24 protein-coding genes, 5 tRNA genes and 1 pseudogene are annotated in these 24,239 nt (G+C 74.1%); 10 read left to right on the forward strand and 20 right to left on the reverse strand.

Annotated features, from left to right (window positions below; all coding sequences use genetic code 11):
• Positions 1-221: 221 nt before the first annotated feature.
• Entirely contained in the window at positions 222-782 is a 561-nt protein-coding gene (locus ACVV2G_RS13880; RefSeq protein WP_453842984.1) for a CGNR zinc finger domain-containing protein, read from the forward strand.
• A 93-nt stretch (positions 783-875) separates the two neighbouring features.
• Here ACVV2G_RS13880 and ACVV2G_RS13885 read toward each other — a convergent pair whose 3' ends face one another.
• Positions 876-1,055, reverse strand: coding sequence for a hypothetical protein (locus ACVV2G_RS13885; protein ID WP_356605766.1), 180 nt, complete (start codon positions 1,053-1,055; stop codon positions 876-878).
• Between the two features lie 181 nt (positions 1,056-1,236).
• A complete protein-coding gene (locus ACVV2G_RS13890; RefSeq protein WP_453843090.1) occupies positions 1,237-1,689 on the reverse strand; it encodes a hypothetical protein in 453 nt (150 codons plus the stop codon).
• A gap of 201 nt (positions 1,690-1,890) precedes the next feature.
• On the opposite strand from ACVV2G_RS13890, the gene ACVV2G_RS13895 reads away from it, so the two are divergent.
• Positions 1,891-2,415, forward strand: a complete 525-nt coding sequence (locus ACVV2G_RS13895) for a DsbA family protein (RefSeq protein WP_453842985.1) — start codon at positions 1,891-1,893, stop codon at positions 2,413-2,415.
• Between the two features lie 38 nt (positions 2,416-2,453).
• On the opposite strand, the gene ACVV2G_RS13900 is transcribed toward ACVV2G_RS13895, so the two are convergent.
• From ACVV2G_RS13900 to ACVV2G_RS13910, 3 genes are all read right to left on the reverse strand, one after another.
• Positions 2,454-3,281, reverse strand: a complete 828-nt coding sequence (locus tag ACVV2G_RS13900) for a GNAT family N-acetyltransferase (RefSeq protein WP_453842986.1) — start codon at positions 3,279-3,281, stop codon at positions 2,454-2,456.
• Between the two features lie 72 nt (positions 3,282-3,353).
• Positions 3,354-4,175 carry an aminotransferase class IV gene (locus tag ACVV2G_RS13905; RefSeq protein WP_453842987.1) on the reverse strand — a complete coding sequence of 274 codons (822 nt, stop codon included), beginning with the start codon at positions 4,173-4,175 and terminating at the stop codon, positions 3,354-3,356.
• On the reverse strand, positions 4,172-5,218 hold the full coding sequence (locus ACVV2G_RS13910; protein ID WP_453842988.1) for a chorismate-binding protein: 1,047 nt from the start codon (positions 5,216-5,218) through the stop codon (positions 4,172-4,174). The genes ACVV2G_RS13905 and ACVV2G_RS13910 overlap by 4 nt, the downstream gene beginning before the upstream one ends.
• Before the next feature lie 177 nt (positions 5,219-5,395).
• On the opposite strand from ACVV2G_RS13910, the gene ACVV2G_RS13915 reads away from it, so the two are divergent.
• The 5 genes from ACVV2G_RS13915 to ACVV2G_RS13935 all read left to right on the forward strand — a co-directional run bounded on the left by ACVV2G_RS13915 (position 5,396) and on the right by ACVV2G_RS13935 (position 5,859).
• Positions 5,396-5,468: transfer RNA gene (locus tag ACVV2G_RS13915), tRNA-Gly, on the forward strand.
• A 38-nt stretch (positions 5,469-5,506) separates the two neighbouring features.
• Positions 5,507-5,580: transfer RNA gene (locus ACVV2G_RS13920), tRNA-Cys, on the forward strand.
• A 1-nt stretch (position 5,581) separates the two neighbouring features.
• Positions 5,582-5,653 (forward strand) — tRNA-Val (locus tag ACVV2G_RS13925).
• Between the two features lie 49 nt (positions 5,654-5,702).
• Positions 5,703-5,774, forward strand: a tRNA-Val gene (locus ACVV2G_RS13930).
• Between the two features lie 13 nt (positions 5,775-5,787).
• Positions 5,788-5,859, forward strand: a tRNA-Val gene (locus tag ACVV2G_RS13935).
• A 56-nt stretch (positions 5,860-5,915) separates the two neighbouring features.
• On the opposite strand, the gene ACVV2G_RS13940 is transcribed toward ACVV2G_RS13935, so the two are convergent.
• The 3 genes from ACVV2G_RS13940 to ACVV2G_RS13950 form a co-directional block, all read right to left on the reverse strand.
• The gene (locus ACVV2G_RS13940) at positions 5,916-6,203 is read right to left on the reverse strand and encodes a TFIIB-type zinc ribbon-containing protein (RefSeq protein ID WP_453842989.1); all 288 of its coding nucleotides are present in this window, start codon (positions 6,201-6,203) and stop codon (positions 5,916-5,918) included.
• 101 nt (positions 6,204-6,304) lie between these two features.
• The gene (locus ACVV2G_RS13945) at positions 6,305-7,249 is read right to left on the reverse strand and encodes a phosphotransferase (protein ID WP_453842990.1); all 945 of its coding nucleotides are present in this window, start codon (positions 7,247-7,249) and stop codon (positions 6,305-6,307) included.
• A 173-nt stretch (positions 7,250-7,422) separates the two neighbouring features.
• Entirely contained in the window at positions 7,423-7,605 is a 183-nt protein-coding gene (locus tag ACVV2G_RS13950) for a hypothetical protein (RefSeq protein ID WP_453842991.1), read from the reverse strand.
• Positions 7,606-8,190: 585 nt separating this feature from the next.
• Between ACVV2G_RS13950 and ACVV2G_RS13955 the strand changes: the two genes are divergently transcribed.
• A complete protein-coding gene (locus tag ACVV2G_RS13955; protein ID WP_453842992.1) occupies positions 8,191-9,636 on the forward strand; it encodes a serine/threonine-protein kinase in 1,446 nt (481 codons plus the stop codon).
• A 384-nt stretch (positions 9,637-10,020) separates the two neighbouring features.
• Here ACVV2G_RS13955 and ACVV2G_RS13960 read toward each other — a convergent pair whose 3' ends face one another.
• From ACVV2G_RS13960 to ACVV2G_RS14005, 10 genes and pseudogenes are all read right to left on the reverse strand, one after another.
• Positions 10,021-10,839, reverse strand: coding sequence for a TrmH family RNA methyltransferase (locus tag ACVV2G_RS13960; RefSeq protein WP_453842993.1), 819 nt, complete (start codon positions 10,837-10,839; stop codon positions 10,021-10,023).
• Between the two features lies 1 nt (position 10,840).
• Complete coding sequence (gene cobA, locus ACVV2G_RS13965) at positions 10,841-12,073, reverse strand: uroporphyrinogen-III C-methyltransferase (protein WP_453842994.1); 1,233 nt, start codon at positions 12,071-12,073, stop codon at positions 10,841-10,843.
• A gap of 178 nt (positions 12,074-12,251) precedes the next feature.
• A complete protein-coding gene (cobT, locus tag ACVV2G_RS13970) occupies positions 12,252-16,325 on the reverse strand; it encodes a nicotinate-nucleotide--dimethylbenzimidazole phosphoribosyltransferase (protein WP_453842995.1) in 4,074 nt (1,357 codons plus the stop codon).
• Between the two features lie 397 nt (positions 16,326-16,722).
• Positions 16,723-17,949, reverse strand: coding sequence for a precorrin-6y C5,15-methyltransferase (decarboxylating) subunit CbiE (cbiE, locus tag ACVV2G_RS13975; protein WP_453842996.1), 1,227 nt, complete (start codon positions 17,947-17,949; stop codon positions 16,723-16,725).
• A 120-nt stretch (positions 17,950-18,069) separates the two neighbouring features.
• Positions 18,070-18,708: a GNAT family N-acetyltransferase gene (locus ACVV2G_RS13980; RefSeq protein WP_453842997.1), complete on the reverse strand. Its 639-nt coding sequence runs from the start codon at positions 18,706-18,708 to the stop codon at positions 18,070-18,072.
• Positions 18,709-18,833: 125 nt separating this feature from the next.
• Positions 18,834-19,661 (reverse strand): MetQ/NlpA family ABC transporter substrate-binding protein, encoded by an 828-nt coding sequence (locus ACVV2G_RS13985; protein WP_453842998.1) that lies wholly within the window; start codon positions 19,659-19,661, stop codon positions 18,834-18,836.
• Between the two features lie 83 nt (positions 19,662-19,744).
• Positions 19,745-20,482: a methionine ABC transporter permease gene (locus ACVV2G_RS13990; protein ID WP_453842999.1), complete on the reverse strand. Its 738-nt coding sequence runs from the start codon at positions 20,480-20,482 to the stop codon at positions 19,745-19,747.
• Complete coding sequence (locus ACVV2G_RS13995; protein WP_453843000.1) at positions 20,479-21,531, reverse strand: methionine ABC transporter ATP-binding protein; 1,053 nt, start codon at positions 21,529-21,531, stop codon at positions 20,479-20,481. Before ACVV2G_RS13995 ends, ACVV2G_RS13990 begins: the two co-directional genes overlap by 4 nt.
• 422 nt (positions 21,532-21,953) lie before the next feature.
• Entirely contained in the window at positions 21,954-22,082 is a 129-nt protein-coding gene (locus ACVV2G_RS14000) for a hypothetical protein (protein ID WP_453843001.1), read from the reverse strand.
• A 74-nt stretch (positions 22,083-22,156) separates the two neighbouring features.
• Positions 22,157-22,255 (reverse strand): annotated as a pseudogene (locus ACVV2G_RS14005) (HAD family hydrolase); the annotation flags it as partial.
• Between the two features lie 104 nt (positions 22,256-22,359).
• Here ACVV2G_RS14005 and ACVV2G_RS14010 point away from each other — a divergent pair.
• The gene (locus tag ACVV2G_RS14010) at positions 22,360-22,719 is read left to right on the forward strand and encodes a hypothetical protein (RefSeq protein WP_453843002.1); all 360 of its coding nucleotides are present in this window, start codon (positions 22,360-22,362) and stop codon (positions 22,717-22,719) included.
• A gap of 1 nt (position 22,720) precedes the next feature.
• Positions 22,721-23,146 carry a hypothetical protein gene (locus ACVV2G_RS14015; protein ID WP_453843003.1) on the forward strand — a complete coding sequence of 142 codons (426 nt, stop codon included), beginning with the start codon at positions 22,721-22,723 and terminating at the stop codon, positions 23,144-23,146.
• Positions 23,147-23,157: 11 nt separating this feature from the next.
• Here ACVV2G_RS14015 and ACVV2G_RS14020 read toward each other — a convergent pair whose 3' ends face one another.
• Positions 23,158-23,655, reverse strand: a complete 498-nt coding sequence (locus tag ACVV2G_RS14020; RefSeq protein WP_453843091.1) for a GNAT family N-acetyltransferase — start codon at positions 23,653-23,655, stop codon at positions 23,158-23,160.
• Between the two features lie 57 nt (positions 23,656-23,712).
• Positions 23,713-24,207 (reverse strand): sigma-70 family RNA polymerase sigma factor, encoded by a 495-nt coding sequence (locus ACVV2G_RS14025; RefSeq protein ID WP_453843004.1) that lies wholly within the window; start codon positions 24,205-24,207, stop codon positions 23,713-23,715.
• Positions 24,208-24,239 lie beyond the last annotated feature (32 nt).

Genomic DNA, 24,239 nt, shown 5'->3' on the forward strand with positions numbered 1-24,239 from the left:
AGTACACCGCTCCGCCCGGCCTGCCCCGCTCGGCCCTTCGCAGTCCCTCACGGTCCTTGCCGCCCCTCGCGGCCCCTCGGGGAACGAAGACCGGTCGGCCGCCGTTGTACGGGCAGCCGGAGCCCGGGACCGGAATCCGAGCCGGTCCGCCCGCCGCGGAAGCCACTACCATCGGCCAGCATCGGCGGGCGCCCGCCCGACCCCAGGCCAGGGAGCGAAATGTGCTGATCACCCACGACACCCGGTGCGCCCTCGGCACCGTGGTGGATCTGGTGAACACCGTGCCGGAGGACGATGCGGCGCCGGACGGGCTGCCGGATGTCGCGGCCCTCCAGGAATTCGTGGGAACGCACGAGATCAGCGACATCGGCGTGCTCTCTGAGCCGGACCTCTCGGCGGTGCGCGCGATCCGCGGCCGGTTCGCGGCGGTCTTCGCGGCCCCCGAGGCCCGCACCGCGGCGGGGCTGATCAACGATCTGGTCGCCGGCGCCGGGACCACGCCCCGGCTCACCGACCACGACGGCTACGACTGGCACATCCACTACTTCGCACCCGGCGCCTCCGTCGCCGACCACCTGGCCGCCGACTGCGGCATGGCCCTGGCCTTCTTCGTGGTCGCCGGGGAGCAGGAGCGACTGCGCCGGTGCGAGGCCCCCGACTGCCGACGCGCCTTCGTCGACCTCTCGCGGAACCGCTCCCGGCGGTACTGCGACAGCCGCACCTGCGGCAACCGTCTGCACGTGGCCGCGTACCGGGCACGGCGCAAGGAGGCCGCGGGCTGACGTCGCCCGGGAGGCCCAGCTGTCCGGGTCCGGGGCGGTGTGCCGGTGGCGACGCGATCCCCGGCGGGTGGCGCCGGGGAACGCGGGTACGGCTCACAGCAACAGCAGATCGTGCAACGCAGCCATGAGCAGCAGACACCCGATCACCGCAAGGAAGATCATGAGCGGTGGCTGGGAAAGGGCGAAGAGGCAGCCGCGCGGTTCACTCTGCGTGGGCGCGGTTTCGCTCTGTCTCGTGTCCAGCTGGGGATCCAGCTGAGTGGTGTCCGGCATCTCGCCGCGATGATGACGCAGGGGGCGGGCCCCACGCGATCAACACGCCCGTGAAGACCAGGTGTTCATCTGATCCGCAACGTCGGGATCGGAACCTGATCATTCCGGAGCAGCCGCTGACGGCCTCGGACCGCTGTGTCGTTTCAGTGCGCGCCGACCCTTCCGTGCGGGTCGGCGAGGCTCATATGCCGTGCTTCTTCAGGATGGCCTCGATGTCGCTGAAGTCGTCCTCGCCCCGGGAGGCGTTCGCCGGCCGGGAGGCGGCAGGCCGGGCGGTGGGGCGGGTCCCCGGGCCGAGGGACGGTTCCGAGGCCGCCGGGGCCACCGCGTCGCCCCGTGCCGCCGCCCGGGCCTCCTTGCGCTCCTTGCGGGTGCCGCCGCGGCGGCGCTCCACGGCGCGCGTGGTCATGAAGAGCACCCAGGAGACGCCCAGCACACCGAAGCCCGCCCAGGCCACCGGACTGAAGGCCGTGTCGGCCAGCCACTCGACGACCCCGGCCATCACCAGTCCGAGGGGGACGAGCGAGTAGGCGGCGACGCGGGCCGCGGTCAGGAAACGCCTGCGGTACGCGGTGACGGCCGCGATGCCCAGGCCCGCCGCGGACACCGCGGAGCAGACGGTCTCGGCAATCATCCGGTCCTCCAGGCTGGGCTCGGTCGGGCAGGAGCACTTCGTCCCTTCCATCCTGCACCGTCCGGACCCCGTGGGGCCACGTTCCTGCCGGAGATCAGGGAGATCTCGGGGTCGGCTCCTCCCCGGGTGCCGGTGACCGCGCCGTACGACGGTGGCCGGGGCGGCGTCCCGCGGACTGGGAGAACGGGGAGAATGGGGTCCATGAGCGACCTCTCCCCCGCCCTCCCCGCCACGCCCGTCCTCGACGTCTGGTGCGAGCTCCAGTGTCCGGACTGCCACATCGCGCTGGAGGACGTCCGCGCCCTGCGCGCCCGCTACGGCGACCGCCTTGAGCTGCGGCTGCGGCACTTCCCCCTGGAGAAGCACAAGCACTCCTTCGCCGCCGCGCAGGCCGCCGAGGAGGCCGTGGCGCAGGGACGGGGATGGCCGTACGCCGAGGCGGTGCTGGACCGGGTCGCGGAACTGGACCGCAAGGGGGAGCCCTTCCTGGTCGAGGTGGCCCGGGACCTCGGACTGGACGCGGAGGAGTTCGACACGGCCCTGATCGACGGCCGGCACATCCTCGTCGTCGACGCCGACCAGGCCGAGGGCAAGGCGATCGGCGTGACGGGCACCCCCACGTACGTGATCGGCGGTGAGCGGCTCGACGGCGGCAAGAGCCAGGAGGGACTGCGCGAGCGCGTCGAGGAGATCGCGGACCGGCTGCTGGCCGAGCGGCGGGACTGAACCGGCGGATCACCGGGGCGTGGTCGTCCCCGCCGCCGCTAGAGCAGCGGTTTGTAGAAGCTGTACCGCGTGGTCGTGTAGCCGAGCGACTCGTAGAGCCGCTCGGCCGGCGTGTTCCCGGCGAAGACGTTCAGGCCGATCAGTGGCCGTCCGGCCGCGATCGCCCGTGCCTCGGCCACCCGCATCAGCGTACGGCCGTGCCCCCGGCCCCGGTGGGCCGCGTCGGCCTCGACGCTGTACACGAAGGCCCGGTCCTCGAGCAGCGCCAGCCACAGGACGCCGACCCGCACGCCGTCCTGCTCCAACACGCTGAGCAGCACGTTCTCGGTGTCCGGTCCATCCGGCAGGAGCCGCTCGTGATCGCTGCGCGCCTTGGCGTGCGCCTCGGCCTCGGGCACCCCCCGCTCGATCCAGGTACGGGCGTAGCGCTCCGACTCGTGGACCCGCCAGGTGCCGAACTCGTCCCGCGTCATGGCCCGTGCGCGGCTGCCCGCCGGCAGGACGGGCGGGGTGTCGCCGAGCGGCTTGGTCATGCCGCGGTTGCGCAGCACGTAGCCGAGCGCCCGGGCGAGCCCCAGTCCGGCCCCGGCCTCCGTCCCACCGGTCACGGAGGCCTCGATCCGCCGGCAGCCCCAGCCCCGCGCGACCTCCTCGGCGGCGAGCGCGGCGATCGTGCCGCGGCCGCGCCGGCGGTCCGGTTCGTCGATGCGCAGCTTGTCGATCACGGCGACCGAGTCGCCGTGTGCCGAGGTGCCGAGGTGTACCGCGCCGACGGGACGACCGTTCACGCAGACCTGGTACCGGCGTGAGCGCGTCCCGTCGGCGGCGTGCTGGAGCGGCTCGGTCGGCCGCAGGGTGGTGGTCATCAAGGGTGTTCTACCCGGCCGCAGACCTGGCGTCAGCCCCTTTTCCCGAGGCCTTCCCGGATTTCCGGGGGCTCACGGATCCAGGTCGTCCCCGGACCGCTCCTCGAAGATCCGCACGGCCTTCGCGGTCACCGGCCCCGGGGCGCCCGGCAGTTCACGGTCGTCGACGCGGTGCACGGCCTGCACGTCCCGCAGCGTGGAGGTCAGGAACACCCCGTCGGCGCGGTCCAGGACGTCCAGCGGGAGGTCGGTCTCGCGGGCGCCGGTCCACTCGACGGCGAGGGCGCGGGTGATGCCGGCGAGGCAGCCGGAGGCGACCGGCGGGGTGTGGATCTCGCCGTCGAGGACCACGAAGACGTTCGACCCGGTGCCCTCGCAGAGCTGTCCCACCGTGTTGCCGAACAGTGCCTCCGAGGCGCCTTGTTCGCGGGCGCGGGCGAGGGCTACGACGTTCTCGGCGTAGGAGGTGGTCTTCAGTCCGGTGAGCGCGCCGCGCTCGTTGCGGGTCCAGGGCACCGTGATGACGGCCGTGGAGTCGGGGCGGCGGCCCGTCTCACCGAGGGCGACGACGAGGGTCGGGCCGTGCTCGCCGCGGTCGGAGCCGAGCGGGCCGTGACCGCCGGTGTAGGTGACGCGCAGCCGGCCCAGCTTCACCGGGTTGGCCTCCAGGACGGCCGTGCAGGCACGCCGGACCTCGTCGAGGTCGGGGTCGGGCAGGCCCAGGCCGCGCGCCGAGCGGGTCAGCCGGTCCAGATGCCGGGTCAGGGCGAACGGCCTGCCGTCCACCGCCTTCACCGTCTCGAAGATGCCGTCGCCCACGGTCAGCCCGTGGTCGAAGACGGAGACGCGGGCGGAGTCGTCGTCCTGCAGCCCGCCGTCGAGCCAGATCTTCACGTCGGTCGTCCCTCTCCACTCGCCTCGTACGCCCCCGACGCTACCGCGAGCAGCCGGGACGCCTTCAGTTCCGTCTCCCGCCACTCCCCCTCGGGGTCGGACCCCCAGGTGATGCCGGCGCCGGTGCCGAAGCGCAGCAGCCCCGCCTGCCGGTCGATCCAGAAGGTGCGGATGCCGACGGCCAGCTCGCCGGTGCCCCGGTCGGCGTCGACCCAGCCGACGCCCCCGCAGTAGGGGCCCCGGGGCGCGGCCTCCAGCGCTTCGATGATCCGCAGGGCGCTCGACTTGGGCGCGCCGGTCACCGACCCTGGTGGGAAGGCCGCGGCGAGCAGCTCCGGCCAGCCGGCGTCCGCGCGCAGCTCGCCGCGCACCGTCGACACCAGGTGCACGAGCCCCGGGTGCTTCTCCACGGCGCACAGGTCGGGCACCGTCACGCTGCCCGTGGCGCAGACCCGCCCGATGTCGTTGCGGACCAGGTCCACGATCATCACGTTCTCGGCGTAGTCCTTCTCCAGGAGGTCGGCCTCCGTCCGCCCGGTCCCCTTGATCGGCCCGGACTCGACGGTCCGGCCGTCCCGGCGCAGGAACAGCTCGGGCGACGCGGTGGCGATCTCGACGCCGTGCCCCGGCAGCCGGATCGTGCCGGCGTACGGCGCCGGGTTGCCGCGGGCCAGCAGGGCGGTGAGGGCGTCCACGTCGGCGCCCGGGGCGACGGGCGCGGAGAGCACCCGGCAGAGGTTGGCCTGGTAGACCTCGCCCGCGGCGATGTGCGCGCGTATCCGACGCACGGCCGCCGTGTACGCGGCGCGGTCGAGGGAGGACGCCCAGTCACCGACCGCCGGCCCCCGCCACCCGCCCGGCACGGGGGCCGGCACCGGTGCTGTCCGTACGTCCGCGAAACGGGCGCAGGTCAGACGGCCCTCGAAGTCCGCGGCGACAACCCAGAAGCCCTCGGACGCGAGGGCGGCGGGATCGCTCGTGACGTCGAGGAGGCCGGTGGCGAGCCGGTCGCCGAAGCGGGCGAGGGGAGGCAGGTCGAGCACGTGACCGAGTCTAGGCCGGTGTCACCCGGGTGACCCGAACGTGTCCTTCCGGGTGCCCTGACCAGGCCCGCGAGCGGGGGCACCGCAGCACGCTGCACAAACGCGTTTTTGTACTGGCTCCGGAATCCGCTAGAGTTCATCACGTCACCGGGACGCGCAAGCGGACCGAACCGACAGGCGGACGTAGCTCAGTTGGTAGAGCGCAACCTTGCCAAGGTTGAGGTCGCGAGTTCGAACCTCGTCGTCCGCTCGCAGGAACAGGGGGTCTCCCGGGCCTCCTGCACTCCTGGTGGAGTGGCCGAGAGGCGAGGCAACGGCCTGCAAAGCCGTCTACACGGGTTCAAATCCCGTCTCCACCTCCACGGACGATTAGCTCAGCGGGAGAGCGCTTCCCTGACACGGAAGAGGTCACTGGTTCAATCCCAGTATCGTCCACTGGATCTTCGAGTCCTCGATCCACGGATCCTGGACGGCCGGATCCCCCGCGCGATTAGCTCAGCGGGAGAGCGCTTCCCTGACACGGAAGAGGTCACTGGTTCAATCCCAGTATCGCGCACGCAGCACTTCCCGGACGATTAGCTCAGCGGGAGAGCGCTTCCCTGACACGGAAGAGGTCACTGGTTCAATCCCAGTATCGTCCACACCCACCGGAGCCCCCGGCCGTCTCGTACGGTCGGGGGCTCCGTCGTGTCCGGGTTCAGCTGGAGAACAGCATGCGGCCGAAGCCCTTCTGACGGTGGTGCCCGTGGTGGCCGTGGTGGCCGGCGTGCGGGGCGCCCCAGGCGGGGGCCGGAGCTGCCGGGTAGGCCTGCGGGGCCGCGGGCGGGGGCGGCGGAGCGGGCTGGGACCACTGGGCCTCCAGGCGGGTCAGCGACTCCAGCTCGCCGTAGTCGAGGAAGATCCCCCGGCAGCCGCTGCACTGCTCGATCTGAACGCCATTGCGGTTGTAGGTGTGCATCGGTGCGTGGCACTTGGGGCACTGCATGGTCGGCTCAACTCCTCGCCGGTCGGTCCTGATTCGCGTGTCGCCAGGACAGACTCTGTCCGGCCGCGGGTCGGTTGCACCCTACGTCGCGCGACTTCGCCTCAACCGCGTGGGTCTCGGGGGCGGACCGGCGCCATCCGCGCACAGGCGTCGACCAGGGACTGCTCCACCTCGTCCAGGGGCCGGCCCGCCGCCACCGCCTTGGTGAGCGCGCGGGCTGCGGTCTGCACGGTGAGGGCGCGGGCCGGGACGTCCAGCGCGGTCCAGGGGTCCGCGTGGGAGGGGACGGCCGGGCCGCCGGCCACGCGGTAGGCGGTCAGGAAGCGGTGCCAGTCGTCGGGCGGCAGGAGCCCGCAGGCGTACCAGGCCGCCGGCCGGGCCAGGTCCCAGGCGGGGACGCCGGTGCCGAGGTCGTCGACGTCTATGAGCAGCCAGGGGCCTTCGGGGACGGGGTGGCGTACGAGCTGGCCGAGATGCAGGTCGCCGTGGCAGAGCGTGGTCGTGTCCGGCAGGGCGGCCTCACCCCGCGCCCAGGCGGGGAGCGTGCCCCAGGCGCGCAGGACGGGGGCGGTGGCGGCGTGGCGGGAGGCGGCGGCCCGGAGCCGGGCGACGGCCCGGGCCGCCTTGGCCGGGCCGCGCATCGGCGGTACGGCGGCGGGGGCCGGGGACCGGTGGAGGCGGGCGAGGAGAGTGGCCGCGGCCTCCCACGGCGCCGCGTCCGGGTCCTCGGGGTCGACCGGGGAGCCGTACGGCCAGAAGGTGACGGGTCGCCCGTGCAGGGTGACGGGCGTCCGGCCGAGCGGGGGCAGGAGAATGCCGGGGAGGTGGGCGGCGACGGTGACACGGCGGGCCAGCTCGGCGGGGTCGGTGTCCGGTGCGTGGGCCTTGGCGACCGTGCCGGCGTGCCGGACGACGGTCGCGTCGGAGCGGTCGGCGAGGGTGGTTTCGGCGCGGGTGACCGTGCCGCAGGGGCAGACCGGGGTGCGGGCGTGGGCCGCGTCCCTGGCACGGGCGGTCAGGGAGGGGAGGAGGGCGTCCGTTGTCACGGGGGTGAGGGTACGCAGGCGTCCCGCCGCCCCGGCCGCGGAGGGCGAGGGCGATGCCGGCGCAGCTCCCCAGCTGCGCCGGCACTCTGCCGTCCGCCGCACCCCCGTCCCCACGGGGTTTCATGGGTGGGTGTCCCCGCCCGGACCGCTCTTCCGGGCCTGGGGGTCGCCTTTCAGCGCCCCAGCACCACACCCACGGACGACGCTTGTGTGGCCACTGTCTCCCACCCGTCGAAGACGAGGAGGAGCAGAGCCGCCAGGGGCAGGGCCATGAGCGTCGCCACCGCCGGGTGACGCCGCGCCGGACGGCGGTCCTGCCGCGTGCGGACCAGCGTCCGCGGTGCCGTCTGGGCCATGGTCCCTCTCCTGACCGTTCGGTTGTCCTCTGACGGCGGCGGGCGTCCGGCCTCGGGGGACGAGTACCGCACCCGCCGCTTGTCATCGAATCTAGGCGTCCGGCGGCCGCCGGGCGTCATGCCCTCGTACCGATTGCCGGGCCTCCCGGAGGATGAGCCACGACCCGGGTCGTACTCCCCTGGGTGGAGACCGGGGCCGCGGTCTCGGGGTCTTCCCGGAGGGGGCCCTCCGAGCCCCGGTGCCTTCGCGCCGTCCGGTGACATCGCTCACTTCCCCCGCACCCCGGCGCGCCCCGTCCCCGCCCGGCGCATGCCCCGCCCCTGGCCGGCCGTGGACGCGGGGACGCCTCGCCGGTGTGCCGCCCCCTCCCCGCGCGATCGCGCCCGCCCGGTCCAATCCCCCCGTCACGACGAGTGGTTGGGGTCATGGACGGACCGCGGCCGGTCCGCTCACCTGTTCCCCGACCGCCCCTCAACTCTCCCACCGGGCACTGACAATCCGTCGCGCGCGGAGGGCGCGGCCTCTGCGCGCGGGCGGCCGTGGAAACGTAAGCTGTGGCTCGTCACAGGGACCGGGCAGCGGGGATGAACATGGCGATGATGCGCCTGAGGCGCGAGGACCCGCGCGTCGTCGGCTCGTTCAGGCTTCACAGGCGGCTCGGCGCGGGTGGGATGGGCGTGGTCTACCTGGGCTCCGACAAGAAGGGGCAGCGGGTCGCGCTGAAGGTCATCCGGCCGGATCTGGCGGAGGATCAGGAGTTCCGTTCGCGGTTCGCCCGGGAGGTGTCGGCGGCTCGGCGTATCCGCGGGGGCTGCACCGCGCGGCTGGTCGCGGCGGACCTGGAGGCGGAGCGCCCCTGGTTCGCGACGCAGTACGTGCCCGGCCCCTCCCTGCACGACAAGGTGGTCGACGGGGGACCGCTCGGCGCGGCGGACGTCGCCGCCGTGGGCGCCGCCCTGTCCGAGGGGCTGGTCGCCGTGCACGAGGCCGGGGTGGTGCACCGGGACCTGAAGCCGTCCAACATCCTGCTGTCCCCGAAGGGGCCGCGGATCATCGACTTCGGCATCGCCTGGGCGACGGGTGCCTCCACGCTCACGCACGTCGGCACCGCGGTCGGCTCCCCCGGGTTCCTCGCGCCGGAGCAGGTGCGCGGGGCGGCGGTCACTCCGGCCACGGACGTCTTCTCGCTCGGCGCCACGCTGGCGTACGCCTCGATGGGCGACTCGCCGTTCGGGCACGGCAGTTCCGAGGTGATGCTGTACCGCGTGGTCCACGAGGAGGCTCAGCTGCACGGCGTCCCCGACGCCCTCGCCCCGCTGGTGCGGGCGTGTCTGGCCAAGGACCCCGAGGAACGTCCGAGCACGCTGCAACTGTCGCTGCGGCTCAAGGAGATCGCCGCCCGGGAGGCCCAGGGGCTGGCCGACGTACGGCCGCCCGCGCCGCGCAGCGGGGAGGCGGACCTGCCCACGGGACGGCTCGCCGACACCTACCCGGAGCGTGCCCAGCGGCGTCCGCAGAGCCGGCCGGGCGCGCCGGGCACGCCCGCCCCGCGGAACACGACGGGAACCCGTGGGCCGGCGCCCTCGCGCGGCGGCGACCCCGCGCGAGGCGGCGCGCCCTCCCGCGTAGGCACACCCGCGCGGGGCGGGTCCGCCGCACGGGGCGGCGGTACGTCGCGCGGCGGCGGTGCGGGGCCGGTCGCCCGGTCCGGGTCGCGGCCCACGCCCGCCTCCCGCAGCAACACCGGCCGGAACGCCTCCCGCCACGACAGCGGCGGCCGACCCGCGCCGCGCGGTGGCCCCGGCCGTACGGCACCGAGGACGACGGGGACCCGTTGGCGGGGGCCGGCCAATCCGCGGCTGCTGCGCCAGCGTCTGTTCGTCTTCGTGGTGGTGACGTTGCTCGTCGCTCTGGGCATCGCCGCGGCGCAGGGCTGCCAGGGGCCGTCGAACGGGCTCGGCGACGACCGGGGCGGTGTGCGGGCGCAGCAGGGACAGGTGGACGTCCGGGGCGACACGCCCGGGTTTTAGGCGTCGGGCTGTAGGCCTCCGGGTGTCGGCGTCGGGCTGTTGGCGGGTGGGCTCCAGACCGTGGGACACCAGACGGTGGGACTCCAGGCCGTAGGGCTCTGGGCGGCCGGGCGGTCAACGGCCGACGGCCGGGTCGGTGGTGTTCGGGCCGTGCCGTGGAGGGCACGGGGTGGCGGGTCCTGCGGCCGGGGAGGACGCGGGATGGGGGCGGGCCCGGCGGCCGGGGGCGGGGCCGGCCGGCGCGCGGGATCGGGCGGGGCGGCGGGCCCGGCGCGCGGGCCCGCGGACCGCGTGTGCCCGGCGGACCACGGCCGACCGCGTGCTTCCCGCACCTCGCACGGCAGGCGGCCCGGCTGCAGGTGGGCCGCGGGCGCCTGGGCGGCCCTACGCCGAGGGCCGGCCCGTCGTGACCGCGTAGAAGGCGACCGCTGCCGCCGCACCGACGTTCAGGGAGTCGACGCCGTGGGACATGGGGATGCGGACCCACGCGTCGGACGCCGCCAGGGCCCGCCGGGAGAGTCCGTCGCCCTCGGCCCCCAGCATGAGCGCCACCCGGTCCATCCGGTGCGGGGCGACCTCGTCGAGGGCCTCGGCCCGCTCGTCGGGGGTGAGGGCGAGGAGCGCGAAGCCCGCCTCGCGCACCGCTTCCAGGCCGGCCGGCCAGGTGTCCAGGCGGGCGTAGGGGACCGAGAAGACCGCGCCCATGGAGACCTTCACGCTGCGCCGGTACAGGGGGTCGGCGCAGTCCGGCGAGAGCAGGACCGCGTCCAGGCCGAGAGCGGCGGCGGAACGGAAGATCGCGCCGATGTTGGTGTGGTCGTTGACCGACTCCATGACGACGACGCGGCGCGCGGCCGTCAGGAGGTCGGCCGCCGCCGGCAGCGGCTCGCGTCGCATCGAGGCGAGCGCGCCGCGGTGCACGTGGTAGCCGGTGACCTGCTCGGCGAGGGCCGGGTCGACGACGTACACCGGGGCGGGTGCCTCGTCGATGACGTCGCGCAGGGCGTCGACCCACTTGGCGGAGAGCAGCATCGACCGCATCGCGTAGCCCGCTTCGGCGGCCCGCCGGATGACCTTCTCGCCCTCGGCGATGAACAGGCCCTCGGCGGGTTCGCGGCGGCGGCGCAGTTCGACGTCGGTCAGACCGGTGTAGTCGTGCAGACGCGGGTCGTCGGGCGCGTCGATCGTGATGAGTTCGCCCATGTCACGCCACCCCGTGGGGGCCGACGCCGACGACCTCGCCGACCACGATGACGGCGGGCGGCTTGACGTTTTGCGCGACGACCGTCTCGGCGACCGTCGCGAGGGTCGCGTCGACCCGGCGCTGCGCGGCCGTCGTGCCCTCCTGGACGAGGGCGACCGGCGTCTGGGGGGACTTGCCGTGCGCGACGAGCGTCTCGGCGATCCGGCCGATCTTGTCGACGCCCATCAGGATCACGAGCGTGCCGGTGAGCTTGGCGAGGGATGCCCAGTCCACCAGGGAGCGCTCGTCGTCGGGGGCGACATGGCCGCTGACCACGGTGAACTCGTGGGCGACGCCCCGGTGGGTGACCGGGATACCGGCCGCGCCGGGGACCGAGACCGAGCTGGAGATGCCGGGGACGACGGTGCAGGGGATGCCCGCTTCGGCCAGCGCCTGCGCCTCCTCCATGCCCCGCCCGAAGACGAACGGGTCGCCGCCCTTCAGCCGTACGACCGCCTTGCCCTGCTGGGCGTGCTCGATCAGCGCGTTGTTGATGGCCTCCTGGGCCATGAAGCGGCCGTAGGGGATCTTCGCGGCGTCGATGACCTCGACGTGCGGCGGCAGCTCGGCGAGCAGGTCGCGCGGGCCGAGCCGGTCGGCGATGACGACGTCGGCCTCGGCGAGCAGACGGCGGCCGCGGACGGTGATCAGGTCCGGGTCGCCCGGGCCGCCGCCGACCAGGGCGACGCCGGCGGTGCGGGTGCGGTGGTGCGGGGCGACGAGGGTGCCGTCGCGCAGCCCCTCGACGACCGCGTCGCGGATGGCGGCGGTGTGGCGGGGGTCGCGGCCGCGCGCGTTCATGGTGAGCACGGCGACGGTGACGCCCTCGCTGTGGCCGGTCGCCGGGGTCCAGGCCGTGGCCCGGTCGGCGTCGTCGGAGCGGACGCACCAGACGCGGCGCCGCTCGGCCTCGGCGGAGGCTGCGGCGTTGGCCTCGGTGTCGCTGGTGGCGATCAGGGCATACCAGGCGTCCGCCAGGTCGCCTGCCGCGTACGGGCGCCGCTCCCAGGCGATCTCACCCGCGTCCGCCATGGCCTCGACCGAGGGGGTCGCCGCGGGAGAGACGAGACGGATGTCCGCGCCCGCCGCGATGAGGGCGGGCAGCCGGCGCTGGGCGACCTGGCCGCCGCCGAGGACGACCACGCGACGGCCGGTGAGGCGGAGGCCTACGGGGTAGGCGGGGTGTTCGGCCATGAGGGTGGGCTCCTCGTCCTGGCGGTGCGGTGGGCGCTGCGGCGATGGAGCGGCCCTGACGTGGGGATACGTGCGGATTCTAGGAGACGCCCGGGGGCGGCACGAGGTCGGTCCGGCGTACGGCGGGGGGAGGGGCGGCGGCCGGTGGCCGGCCGTGCCCTTCCTCCCCGCCGCGGGGCTACTTCTCGGTGACGCCCGCCGAGTCGAACGTCGCCACCTCGTGCATCGCCCGCGCGGTGCTCTGCACCATCGGCAGGGCGAGCAGCGCGCCGGTGCCCTCGCCGAGGCGGAGGTCGAGGTCGACCAGCGGGCGCAGGCCCAGCTTGTTCAGCGCGGCGACATGGCCGGGCTCGGCGCTGCGGTGGCCCGCGATGCAGGCCGCGAGGACCTCGGGGGCGATGGCGCGGGCCACCAGGGCGGCGGCGCCGGCGCTGACGCCGTCCAGGAGCACCGGGGTGCGCAGGGAGGCGCCGCCGAGCAGCAGGCCGACCATGGCCGCGTGCTCGAAGCCGCCCACCGCGGCGAGGACGCCGACGGGATCGGCCGGGTCGGGCCGGTGCAGCTCCAGGGCGCGGCGGACGACCTCGGTCTTGCGGGCCAGCGTCTCGTCGTTGATGCCGGTGCCGCGGCCGGTGACGTCGGCCGGGTCCGCTCCGGTGAAGACGGAGATGAGCGCGGCGGACGCGGTGGTGTTGGCGATGCCCATCTCGCCGGTGAGCAGCGCCTTGTTGCCTGCCGCCACCAGGTCGCGGGCGGTCTCGATGCCGACCTCGATGGCCTTCTTGGCCTCCTCGCGGGTCATCGCGGGACCGGTGGTCATGTCGGAGGTGCCCGCGCGGACCTTGCGGGGCAGCAGGCCGGGGGTGGCCGGCAGATCGGTGGCGACGCCCACGTCCACGACGCACACCTCGGCACCGACCTGGGTGGCGAAGGCGTTGCAGACCGCTCCCCCGCCCAGGAAGTTGGCCACCATCTGGGCGGTGACCTCCTGCGGCCAGGGGGTGACGCCCTGGGCGTGCACCCCGTGGTCGCCGGCGAAGACGGCGACGGCCGCGGGCTCCGGGATCGGCGGCGGGCACTGGCGGGACAGGCCGGACAGCTGGGCGGAGATGATCTCCAGCATGCCGAGGGCGCCGGCCGGCTTGGTCATCCGCTTCTGCCGCTCCCAGGCCTCGCCGAGGGCCTTGGCGTCCAGCGGGCGGATCTGCGCGACGGTCTCGGCGAGCAGGTCGTGCGGTGCCTCGCCGGGCAGGGCGCGGCGGCCGTACGTCTCCTCGTGGACCACCCACGACAGCGGGCGGCGCTTGGACCAGCCGGCCTGCATCAGCTCGGGCTCGTCCGGGAACTCGTCGACGTACCCGACGCACAGGTAGGCGACGACGTCCAGGTGCTCCGGCAGGCCGAGGGCGCGGACCATCTCGCGCTCGTCGAAGAAGCTGACCCAGCCGACGCCGAGGCCCTCGGCGCGGGCGGCGAGCCAGAGGTTCTCGACGGCGAGCGCGGAGGAGTACGGCGCCATCTGGGGCTGGGTGTGCCGGCCCAGGGTGTGGCGGCCACCGCGGGTCGGGTCGGCGGTCACGACGATGTTGACCGGGGTGTCGAGGATGGCCTCGATCTTCAGTTCCTTGAACTGCTTGGCCCGGCCCTTGGGCAGCGACTTGGCGTACGCGTCGCGCTGACGCGTCGCCAGTTCGTGCATCGCGCGACGGGTGTCGGCGGAGCGGATGACGACGAAGTCCCAGGGCTGCGAGTGGCCGACGGAGGGCGCGGTGTGCGCGGCCTCCAGGACGCGGAGCAGCACCTCGTGCGGGATGGGGTCGCTGCGGAAGCCGTTGCGGATGTCGCGGCGTTCGCGCATGACCCTGAGGACGGCCTCACGCTCGGCGTCGTCGTAGGCGGGGGCCGGCGGGCCGGCGGACTGTGGTACTTCCGCCTCGGCGACCGTGCTCACGTCGTGCGGGTCCTTCTGGTCGTCGCGGGCGTCCTGGTGCGTCTGCCCGGCCTGTTCCGGGTGGTCCGCGCCGTCCTCCGGCTCGGCGGCACGGGTGTCGAGGTCGTCGGCGTTCTGGGCGGCTTCGGGGCCGGCGTCGCGCGGGGCGGGGACCGCGGCCTCCTGTCCCGGGGCCCGGGCCTCCGGCGGGAGGACGAAGGCCTCGGGCGCCGTGGGCGCGAGACCCGGGGAGGGGTGCGCCTGACCGCCGTCGACGGGCACGAAACGGCCCACGGTCTGGCCGGGGGGGCCGACCGGCGCGGTCGCGGGCGCCTCGGGGTGCCCGGCGGGCGCGGCTGCGGGCTCGTCGGCGTACTCGGCGGGCGCTGCTGCGGGCTGCTGAGCGTGGGGCTCGGGCTCGGCGGCAGCCACCGGCGCCGTCTCCTTCTCCGCGGGCTCGGGCACGCTCCGGAGGGCGACCGCTTCTCGGGGCACGTCGGCTTCCAGCAGGGACTGCGGGCCCTGAGCGGGCTGCGGGTCGCCCGGGCCGGGCTGGGCGGTCGGCTGGGCTTCGGCGGCGGGCACGGGGGGCTGCTGGGCTTCGGTGACGGGCTGGGCGTCCGGCGTGACTTCGGAAGCGGGCTGGGCGTCCGGCGTGACTTCGGAGACGGGCTGGGTGTCCGGCGTGACTTCGGAGACGGGCTCGGCGTCCGGCTGCGGTGCGGCGTCCGGCGCTGCGGGCTGGGCGTGCGGCTGCGGGTGAGTCACGGCGGGCTGGGTGTCCGGTTGCGGCTGCACGGAAGCCTCGGGCTGCTGGGGCGTCTCCTGTACCGGGTCCGGCTGCCCGGGCACGGTCGGCTCTTCCGTGGCCTGCTGCCCCTCCTGGGACGGTCCGGCCTCCGCGGGGCTCGGCACGTTCACCTCGGCCACCTGGCCGGCCTCGTGGGTCTCGGCCTCCGCAGCCACCGGTACCTGTGCTTCCGGAGCCACGGGTACCTCGGCGAGCGGGGCGTCCTGGGGCTCGGGGGCATCGGCCGGCTCGGGGGCGTCGGCCGTCGGCCGGGCCGCCGGGGCGGGCTCGAAGGCGGGTGCCTCGGAGGCCTCGGCCACCGGGGACTCCTCCGGCGCCGGCTGCTCGGCGACGGGCAGGGCGGGCCGGTCGGCCTCGACGTGCGAGGCCGGCTGGGCGGGCAGGACGCTCTGGTCGGGCTCGGAGCCGGTCGTCTCCGCGGCAGGCTCGCCCGCCTCGGCCAGGGCGGGCGCCACGTCCTGGGCGGGCGCCACGTCCTGGGCGGGCGCCACGTCCTGGGCGGGCGCCACGTCCTGGGCGGGCGCCGCATCCGCGGCGGGAACCTCATCCGCGGCGGGAACCGCGTCCGGCTGGACGGCCTGCTCCGCCTCGCCCTCCGGGGCGAGGGCCCCGGAGGCGGTCCGGTCGGCCTCGGCCGCCGTCGCCGCGTCGGCCGCCACCTCGGCCGCCGCCTCCTGGGCGTCGGCCCCCGCGACCGGCGTCCGCGGGCCGTACGACGCCTCGTCACCCGGTGCGGCGTCGCCACCGCCGGCATGGCCGGGTACGGCGTCGGCCCCGGCGTCGCCGGAGGAGCCCCCGGCCGGCGCGGCGGCCTCGCCCGGGGCGCCCGACGCGTCCGGCTCCGCGGCCGCCCCGCCCGTCGCCGCCACGGCCTCCGTGGCCACGCGGGTCACGAGTGCCTGGGCGGCGCCCACCGGCTCGTGCTCCTCCTCCGATACCGGAACAACCGTTTCCGCATGCACCGCCCCGGCACCCCCCGGAGCCTCCGGCGCGGGCGGAGCCGTCTGTGTGCCCCAGGGCGCCGCCCCCTGCGGAGGCATCGCGGCGGCCTGGGCGGCGTCGAGGTACTCGGGGCCGGCGGCCGGCGGGCCGGAGTGCCGCACCGGTACGTCGGCGGGCCCGCGGTCGGCGAGGGAGCGGACCGGGCTCGCGGAGGTGTCGGGGATCGGCGGACCGAGGTGCAGGGGCCTGCGCGGTGGGGCCGGGGCGGTCGCGGACTGCTGTGCCGGGTCGGGCAGGCGGACGCCACGGAGGTCGACCGAACCGCTGTCGCGGCCGGACATCTCGTGCGGGCCCGGCTGGTGCACGGTCTCGACGACCGGCTCCGGCGCGGGCGGCGCGACCTCGTTGCCCCAGGCGCTCTGCGCTCCCGGCAGCAACAACAGGTCCTCGTCCTCGGCGGTGGTCTCGGAGAGGTAGGTGTACGCGCCGGGAGCGGGGACGCCCGGCTGCTCCACCATGCCTGCGTTCTCCGGCAGCCCCTCGCCCGGGATCTGGCCGGTGTCGGTCATGCGTAACCCCTCGCCCATCGGTTAGTGCTTCTGCGACCAGCTCGCCCGGGACGGCGCACCGACCGCCCCGCAGTGGAGAACGAGCGTGCGTGCCCAGCGGCACGAACGACCCGCCGGAAAAGACGACAAAGCCACTGAGTGGCATTGTCGCGGTCGTTCCCCCGTCACGACAGCTTGATCCGCGACGGCCCGCTGTGGACTGCGCCACGTTGCGCGTCCCCCGGTTGTGCCGTACCACACCCGGCCCGGAACGGGCGGGTTTCTGGGGACATTGACCGACGAAGTGCCGGGTGTCCCAGTGCGGTACAACAATCCGCCAGCCTACCCCGCGAGGTATGACAACCCGATCACGGGGCGCGGTCCGGCAGCCCGGTCCGTCGCCCCCGGCCACCGCCGCTCAGCGGGGCGATTCGCGCCGCTGGATCTCACCGGTGAGCAGGAACGCCACGCTCCGCTCGGTCTCCGTCCAGGCCCGGGTGTCGAGGCCGACGGACTGCAGGAGGGCGCACTCGACCCGGTAGCCGTGCTCCGTCAGGTCCCTGCCGACGAGTTCGGCCGCGTCGCGGGTCGCGGCGTGCGCGACGATGCGCTGCGGTCGTCGGTCGGCGACCGCGGAGACCACGGCCACTCCCCCGCCGCCGACGCGGACGACGTCCGGTTCGGGGAGGTTCTCCAGGACGTGCGGGGCGATGCCGTGCACGACCTGGAGCTGGACGCCGAAGTGACGTGCCGTGGCCTCGGTCCGGGCACAGGCCTCCGGGTCGCGGTCGACGGCGATGACGGCGGCGCCGGCGCGGGTGGCCTCCGTGGCGAAGGCGCCGGCGCCGCACCCGATGTCCCACACGAGGTCGCCGAGGCGTGGTCCGAGACGGGCGAGTTGGGCGGTGCGGAGCAGGTCGCCCTCGCCCTCGCCGAGTTCACCGCCGTACGTCCCGGCGGGCAGCGACCAGCCGCGCGGCCCGGTGGCGGGGTCGCGTCCGGCGAGCCAGCCGGCGCCGTCGGCCGCGGCGCCCGGGCCGAGGGCTCCGCCGGCGACGATGACGACGTTCGGGTCGCGCCAGGTGTGGTCGGCGGCCTTCTCGGAGGTGACGACGGTGACCTGTTCGCGTGCGGTGCCGAGTTCCTCGCAGATGACGAAGGTGCGGTGGATGCCCTCCATCAGCAGGCCGAGTTCGGCCGGTCCCGCGCCCGGGGAGGTGAGGACGGCGACCTTGGTGTGAGCCCGGCACACGTTCACCGCGCGCCGGAGGGTGCGGGGGTGGGCGACGACCACGTGGGCGTCGTCCCAGGGCATGCCGGCACGGGCGAAGGCGGCGGCCACGGAGGAGACCGCCGGGACGACTTCGACCTCGAGGCCGAACTCGGGGGCGCGCAGGGTCCGTACGACACCGAAGAAGCCCGGGTCCCCGTCGGCGAGGACGACCGCCGTGCCCCGGTGGGCGGCGATGCGGCGGGCGGCGAGGGCGACGCTGCCGAGGCGGACGCGTTCGGCGGCGGGCGGTACCTCGGGAAGTGTCAGGTGGTGGGGTGCGCCGGCCACCAGTGTGGCGGCACCCAGTGCGGAGCGTGCCGCGGCGGTCAGCGGCGAACCGTCCCAGCCGATCACCGTGACCCGGTCGGCCATCGTCGTCAGTCTCCAGGGTTTTCGCAGGTCGTGTCGTGGAACCGTTCGCGGGCGCGCCCCGCGAGGTTACCCGGTGCGGCCCCGGGGCGGGGTCGTGCCGGGGCCGTGGGTTCCTGTGGATCAGTTCCAGTCGGTGAAGGTGGTGAAACCGTCGTTGTCGGTCAGTTGCCCGGCCGCGCCCTCGATGTCCTCCGGCAGCAGACTCCACACGATGAAATCCGTGCGCACGTCCGTCCAGACGCCCGCGTCGGTACGGGCCCGGGCTATGCAGGCGTTGCGCAGCACGCCCTCGCTGACGCAGCCGACCTTCTGGGCGACCTGCTGGGAGGCGGTGTTGCCGGCCGCGGTGCGCAGCTCGACGCGTTCGAACTTCTGGTCGCCGAAGAGCCACTGGGCGGTGGCGAGCGCCGCCTCCGAGGCGTAGCCCTCGCCCCGGGCCCAGGGGGCGACGATGTACGACAGTTCGGTGGCCCGTACGTGCCAGTCCGTGCGGGTCAGCCGGACGGTGCCGACCAGGCGCTGGGTGAGGAACTCGGTGACGGCGAGGTCGAGTCCCCGGCCGGCCGCGCGGCCGGCCGGGACGTGCTCGCCGATCCAGGTGCGGGCGGTCTGCTCGGTGTAGGGCTGGGGCACGTGGGTCCAGGCGGCGACCTGCTCGTCGTTCATCATGGCCGTGAGGGCGGGGACGTCGTCCTCGTCGAGGGGGCGCAGCACCAACCGCTCCGTGCTGATGGAGATGTTGGGGAAGGTGCTCGTCATGCGCCGCTCCGTAACCTGTGAACCGTCGGGGCCTACTCGAACTGCCCAGCATGCAGCATGTAAGCACTCAACCACACCACGGGGTCCGCTCCGGTGGAGCGGACCCCGTGCGTGCCGTGGGCGGGTCAGAAAGAGGGGAGCACGGACCCGGCGTAGTTGTCCTCGATGAACGTCCGGACCTCGGGCGAGGTGAGGAGTTTCGCGAGCTTCTTCACCCGCGGGTCGTCCTCCTGGCCCTCCTTGACGACGAGGAGGTTGACGTTCGGGTTGTCCTCGGCGGACTCCAGGACGAGGGCGTCCTCCGCCGGCTTGAGGTCGGCCTCCAGGGCGTAGTTGCCGTTGATGACCGCCGCGTCGACGTCGCTCAGGGAGCGCGGGGTCTGGGCCGCCTCCAGCTCCTTGAACTCGAGGTTCTTCGGGTTCTCGGTGATGTCGGCGACGGTGGCCGAGTTGCCCGCGCCCTCCTTGAGGGTGACCAGGCCCTCCGAGGCGAGCAGCTGGAGGGCGCGGGCCTCGGTGACGGTGTCGTTGGGGAGGGCGATGGTCGCGCCGTTCTTCAGGTCACCGGCCTTGTCGGCCTTCTCGGAGTAGAGACCGAGCGGTTCCAGGTGCACCGAGGCGAGGGACTTGAGGTGGGTGCCGTTCTTCTTGTTGAAGTCCGCGAGGTAGGGCTCTGTCTGGAAGTAGTTGGCGCCCACCGAGCCGTCCTCCGTCGCCGTGTTCGGCGTGACGTAGTCGGTGAACTCCTTGACCTCCAGGTCGAGGCCCTCCTTCTCCGCCAGGTTGTCCTTGACGTAGGTGAGGATCTCGGCGTGCGGCACGGGCGTCGCGGCGACGACCAGCGGGCCGGAAGTGTCGGAGGCGGAGTCCTTGTCCGAGCCGCAGGCGGTGAGGCCGAGGGTGAGGGCTCCGGCGGCGAGGACGGCGGTGGTGATCTTGGCGGTGTTACGCACGAAAAGTGCCTTTCCTGAGGTGGTGCGGCCCCGTCACGGGTGGAACGGGGAGTCCTGGAATCGGAAGGGGGCGGGCCGGCGGGTTACGCGGCCTTGCTCACGTCGGCCGCCGCGGGCTCCTTGGCCTTGAACAGCCGGAGCCTGGGCGCGGCACCCCCGCGTCCGCCGCGGCGGTGCAGGGCACGGGCCGCGGCGTCGCCGGCGAACTGGATGAGCGAGATGGCGACGGCGAGGAGCCCGACGGTGATCCACATCAGGCCGGTCTCGAAGCGCTGGTAGCCGTAGCGGACGGCGAGGTCGCCGAGGCCTCCGCCGCCGACGGTGCCGGCCATGGCGGAGTAGCCGATGAGGGCGATGACCGTGGTCGTGGTGCTCGCGATCAGCGACGGGAGCGCCTCGGGGACCAGGACCTTGCGGACGACGGTCCAGGTGTCGCCGCCCATGGCCTGGACGGCTTCGACGAGACCGCCGTCGACCTCGCGCACGGCCGTCTCGACCAGGCGCGCGAAGAAGGGGATGCCGCCGATGGCCAGCGGCACGATCGCGGCCTCGCTGCCGATGGTCGTGCCGGTGATCCAGCGGGTGAAGTTCATCAGGGCGACCATGAGGATGATGAACGGCAGCGAGCGGCCGATGTTCACGATCTGGCCGATGACCTTGTTCACCACGGTGTTCTGCAGCAGGCCGCCCTTGTCGGTCAGCACCAGCAGGATGCCCAGCGGGAGTCCGCCGACGACGGCGATCAGGGTCGACCAGCCGACCATGACCAGGGTCTCCCGACAGGCCTGTTCCAGCAGGGGCTGCATCTCGGACCAGGTCACTTGGCACCTTCCTTCACCAGCAGCGGCTGGTCCTCGTTCACCGTGTCGCCGTTCACCACGTCGATCTGGAGTCCCTGTTCGCGCAGGAAGCCGACGGGTACGACGTTGTCCTCGTAGCGGCCGGGCAGTTCGATGCGCATCCGGCCGACCTGGAGGCCGCCGACGGTGTCGATGGCGGCGCCGAGGATCGATATGTCGATGTTGTAGGTACGGGAGAGCTGGGAGATGACGGGCTGGGTGGCCGCCTCGCCGTGGAAGGTGACGTCGAGGACGGTGCGGTCGTCCCCGGAGGCCTCGCCGCCGACCGGGAAGAGCGCGGCGGCCAGTTCGGAACCCGGGGTGGCGAGCAGGCCGCCGACGGTGCCGGACTCGACGACGCGCCCCTTGTCCATGAGGGCGGCCGAGTCGCAGATGCTCTTGACGACGTCCATCTCGTGGGTGATGAGCAGGACGGTCAGGCCGAGCTGCCGGTTGAGGTCGCGCAGCAGCTGGAGGATGGAGCGGGTGGTCTCCGGGTCGAGGGCGCTGGTCGCCTCGTCGGAGAGCAGGACCTTGGGGTCGCCGGCCAGGGCGCGGGCGATGCCGACGCGCTGCTTCTGACCGCCGGAGAGCTGGGCCGGGTAGGCCCTGGCCTGGTCGGCGAGTCCGACGAGGTCGAGCAGCCCCAGCGCCTTGCGGGAACGTTCCTTCCCGGACATGCCGAGGATCTCCAGCGGAAGTTCGACGTTGTCCTGCACGGTCCGCGTGGAGAGGAGGTTGAAGTGCTGGAAGACCATGCCGATCCGGCTGCGGGCCTGCCGCAGCTCCCTGCCCGCGCGGGGGCCGCGGCCGGCGAGCGCGGTGAGGTCCTGGCCGGCGACGGTGACCGTGCCGGCGGTGGGGCGCTCCAGGAGGTTGACGCAGCGGATGAGCGAGGACTTGCCGGCGCCGGACTGGCCGATGACGCCGTACACCTCTCCCTCGCGGACGTGCAGGTCGACGCCGTCCAGGGCGGTGACCTCCCGGCCGCGGGAGCGATAGACCTTCGTGAGGCCCTGGGTGGTGATCACGTGGGTTTCCGTCACTGTCGAGTGCGCGGCGCGGTGGTGGGCGCCGGGCACGGGGCGTTGTTCTTCGGGGTTCCGGGGTCCTTCGGAACGCGGCACGGTTCTCGCGGTGGCGATGCGCGATGGCGGTGGAACCGGGGAGAAACGTGTGCGCGGGGCGTGGCTCGGCCGCGTTGCGCGGGGCGCGGTGGCGGACGTGAGCGGGCACTCGCTTCGGGGCGCGAGGCTCAGGTGGTGCAGGGGCCCTCTAGGAGGCGCACATTCGGCACATACAACGAGCACCGGGCGTCATCGTCGCCTCGGTCGCAGGGGTGCGGTCGCTCGTCGTGCTCATACGATGAGTAAAGCAGACGTACGGTCCTGACCGGACACCGCTGTCCGGATACTGGACAGCGGTGGACGGTGACCGGACGTGCGGCAGTGCATCAGCTCCGTACCGGGATCTCGTTCCCCGTCCCGGTGACCAGTACCGACAGGGCCCGCAGGGCCGGCGGGCCGGGAGCCACCAGATCCGCGCCGAGTGCGCCGGCCCGGTGGGTTGTGGCCAACGCCACGGCGGTCATGCCGGCGGCGCGGCCGGCCGCCCGTGCGGCTCGACCCGTCCGAACGCCTCCGCCGTGATCGCCTACTCGGCGGCCCACCGCGTCCAGCCACGGCGCACGGACGCGAGCGAGGAGACGAGGGTGCCGTCGTGGTCGCACAGGAGGGCCCGGGCGTGGACGTGCATGCCCTCGACCCTACGGGCGACACCGGGGTGAGGCCCCACCTCCGCCCGGCGTCGGGGCGGGGCCGGGGGCGGCGGGGCTTTTGGGGCGTAATAGGGTCGCTGCCATGCTTGACGTCCTGACACTGGTGACCGGCGTCGCCGCGCTGCTGCTCGCCGCCTGGTGCGGCTGGGCCGCCCACCGTGACCAGCCGACGAAGGACTGGCACTTCATCGGCATGGCCGTGGTCACCGTGCTGGCGCTGGTCCAGCTGGTGGTCGGGATCGTGCGGCTGGCGCGGGGCGAGGAACCGGAGCAGGGCACGACGATCTTCGTGGCGTATCTGCTGGGTGCCTTCGCGTGTGTTCCGGCGGCGGGGTTCATGTCGCTGGCCGAGCGCACCCGCTGGGGCTCGGTGACGGTCGCCGCCGGCGGTGTCGTCCTCGCCGTCCTCCAGGTGCGGCTGTACGACATCTGGGGAGGCTGAGATGGCGGCGACGGAGCAGCGGCAGGACGGGAAGCGGCTGATCGCCGGGCCCGGCATCCTGCTGGTGTGGCTGTACGGGGTGATGGTCGTCAGCGCCGTGTCGCGGTCCGCGTACCAGATCTCGACCGAGTTCGACCGGGCGCCGCTGGCCTACACGCTGTCGGCGATCGCGGGTGTCGTCTACGGCTTCATCACGTACACCCTGGTGCGCGGCGGCGAGACGGCCCGCCGGGCGGCGCTGGTGTGCTGCGCCGCCGAACTCGTGGGGGTGCTCGCCGTCGGCACCTGGACACTGGTGGAGCCGTCCGCCTTCCCCGACACGACGGTGTGGTCGGACTTCGGGATGGGATACCTGTTCATCCCGGTGCTCCTGCCGCTCTCGGCCCTGTACTGGCTGCGCCGGGCCCGCACCGCCCAGGACCGGTGACGGCCGGCGGCTCAGGCCGTCGTCACGTACGTCCCGGCCGGCTTCTCCAGGACGATCATGGGTACGCCGTCCGCGCCCTGCGCGGTCCCGACCGCCTCGTAGCCGACCCGCCGGTACAGCCGCAGGACGGTCTCGCTGCGGTGCCCGGTGTGCAGGCGGAAGCGCTTGGCGCCCCGCTCCCCGGCGAGCGCCGACTCGGCGGCCCGCAGCAGCCGGGCGCCGATGCCGTGCCCCTGGAGCCGGGGGTGGACGCAGAGCTTGCCGATGGCCGCCGCCCCGTCCTCCGTCACCCGGCCGCGCACCGAGCCGACGACCTCGTCGCCGAGCCGCGCCACGAAGACGCAGTCGGCGGCGACCTCCTCGCGCACGGAGTCGAGGCTCTGGACGAGCGGGTCGATGCGGTAGTTGCCGTACAGCGCCGCCTCGCTCTGGAAGCAGAGGTACTGCAGCCGGAAGATCTGCTCGGCATCCTGCTCGGACGCCGCCGAGATGGTCACGCTCATGCCCATGTGCGCATGCCTCCCGCTCACCTGATCAGCTGTGGTCCCCCACTCCTATCCCCGTCCTCAGTGAGCCGCAACCTCCGGCGCCAGCAATCGACGCAGACATCCAAGACATCGGGAACGTTCCGGGCCAAGACTGCCCTGTGAGATACCCAACTCCCCCGCGATCTCCCGGTAGGTGAGGTCCTTCGGCGACAGCAGTGCCTCCAGCAGCCGGGGGCAGCGGCCGGGCAGCCTGCGCACGGCCTCGCGCAGGGCACGGTGGCGCGCCGCGGTGAGCGCGAGCTGCTCCGGCTCGTCCTCGGCGGCACCGGCCGGTTCGCTGTCGTACGGCCGCTCGTTGCGGTTCGCGCGACGGGTGCGGCGGGCCTCGGTGCGGACGGCGCTGCGCAGCCAGCGGTGCGGGTCGTGGGGCGGTCCGTCGGCCTCCAGGCGCTCCAGCAGGCGCAGCCAGACCGCCTGTTCGAGGTCGCATGGCTCGGCTCCGGAGGCATGCGCCTCGGCGGAGGCCTCGGCGGTGAGCAGGGGCCGCAGGGAGGTGACCAGGTCGTGCGTCATGTGCGGATCGACGCGGCCGCCCGGGCGGCGGG

Source organism: Streptomyces sp. JK94 (assembly GCF_053613315.1).

What these genes read in the sequence shown, in the direction of transcription:
- ACVV2G_RS13960 (WP_453842993.1), bottom strand. Translation starts at nt 10,839, where the DNA reads ATGGGCGAACTCATCACGATCGACGCGCCCGACGACCCGCGTCTGCAC.
- ACVV2G_RS14025 (WP_453843004.1), bottom strand. Translation starts at nt 24,207, where the DNA reads ATGACGCACGACCTGGTCACCTCCCTGCGGCCCCTGCTCACCGCCGAG.
- cbiE (WP_453842996.1), bottom strand. Translation starts at nt 17,949, where the DNA reads ATGGCCGACCGGGTCACGGTGATCGGCTGGGACGGTTCGCCGCTGACC.
- cobA (WP_453842994.1), bottom strand. Translation starts at nt 12,073, where the DNA reads ATGGCCGAACACCCCGCCTACCCCGTAGGCCTCCGCCTCACCGGCCGT.
- ACVV2G_RS13885 (WP_356605766.1), bottom strand. Translation starts at nt 1,055, where the DNA reads ATGCCGGACACCACTCAGCTGGATCCCCAGCTGGACACGAGACAGAGC.
- ACVV2G_RS13940 (WP_453842989.1), bottom strand. Translation starts at nt 6,203, where the DNA reads ATGCAGTGCCCCAAGTGCCACGCACCGATGCACACCTACAACCGCAAT.
- ACVV2G_RS13900 (WP_453842986.1), bottom strand. Translation starts at nt 3,281, where the DNA reads ATGACCACCACCCTGCGGCCGACCGAGCCGCTCCAGCACGCCGCCGAC.
- ACVV2G_RS14010 (WP_453843002.1), top strand. Translation starts at nt 22,360, where the DNA reads ATGCTTGACGTCCTGACACTGGTGACCGGCGTCGCCGCGCTGCTGCTC.
- ACVV2G_RS13955 (WP_453842992.1), top strand. Translation starts at nt 8,191, where the DNA reads ATGAACATGGCGATGATGCGCCTGAGGCGCGAGGACCCGCGCGTCGTC.
- ACVV2G_RS13950 (WP_453842991.1), bottom strand. Translation starts at nt 7,605, where the DNA reads ATGGCCCAGACGGCACCGCGGACGCTGGTCCGCACGCGGCAGGACCGC.
- ACVV2G_RS13890 (WP_453843090.1), bottom strand. Translation starts at nt 1,689, where the DNA reads ATGATTGCCGAGACCGTCTGCTCCGCGGTGTCCGCGGCGGGCCTGGGC.
- ACVV2G_RS13895 (WP_453842985.1), top strand. Translation starts at nt 1,891, where the DNA reads ATGAGCGACCTCTCCCCCGCCCTCCCCGCCACGCCCGTCCTCGACGTC.
- ACVV2G_RS13980 (WP_453842997.1), bottom strand. Translation starts at nt 18,708, where the DNA reads ATGACGAGCACCTTCCCCAACATCTCCATCAGCACGGAGCGGTTGGTG.
- cobT (WP_453842995.1), bottom strand. Translation starts at nt 16,325, where the DNA reads ATGACCGACACCGGCCAGATCCCGGGCGAGGGGCTGCCGGAGAACGCA.
- ACVV2G_RS14015 (WP_453843003.1), top strand. Translation starts at nt 22,721, where the DNA reads ATGGCGGCGACGGAGCAGCGGCAGGACGGGAAGCGGCTGATCGCCGGG.
- ACVV2G_RS14020 (WP_453843091.1), bottom strand. Translation starts at nt 23,655, where the DNA reads ATGGGCATGAGCGTGACCATCTCGGCGGCGTCCGAGCAGGATGCCGAG.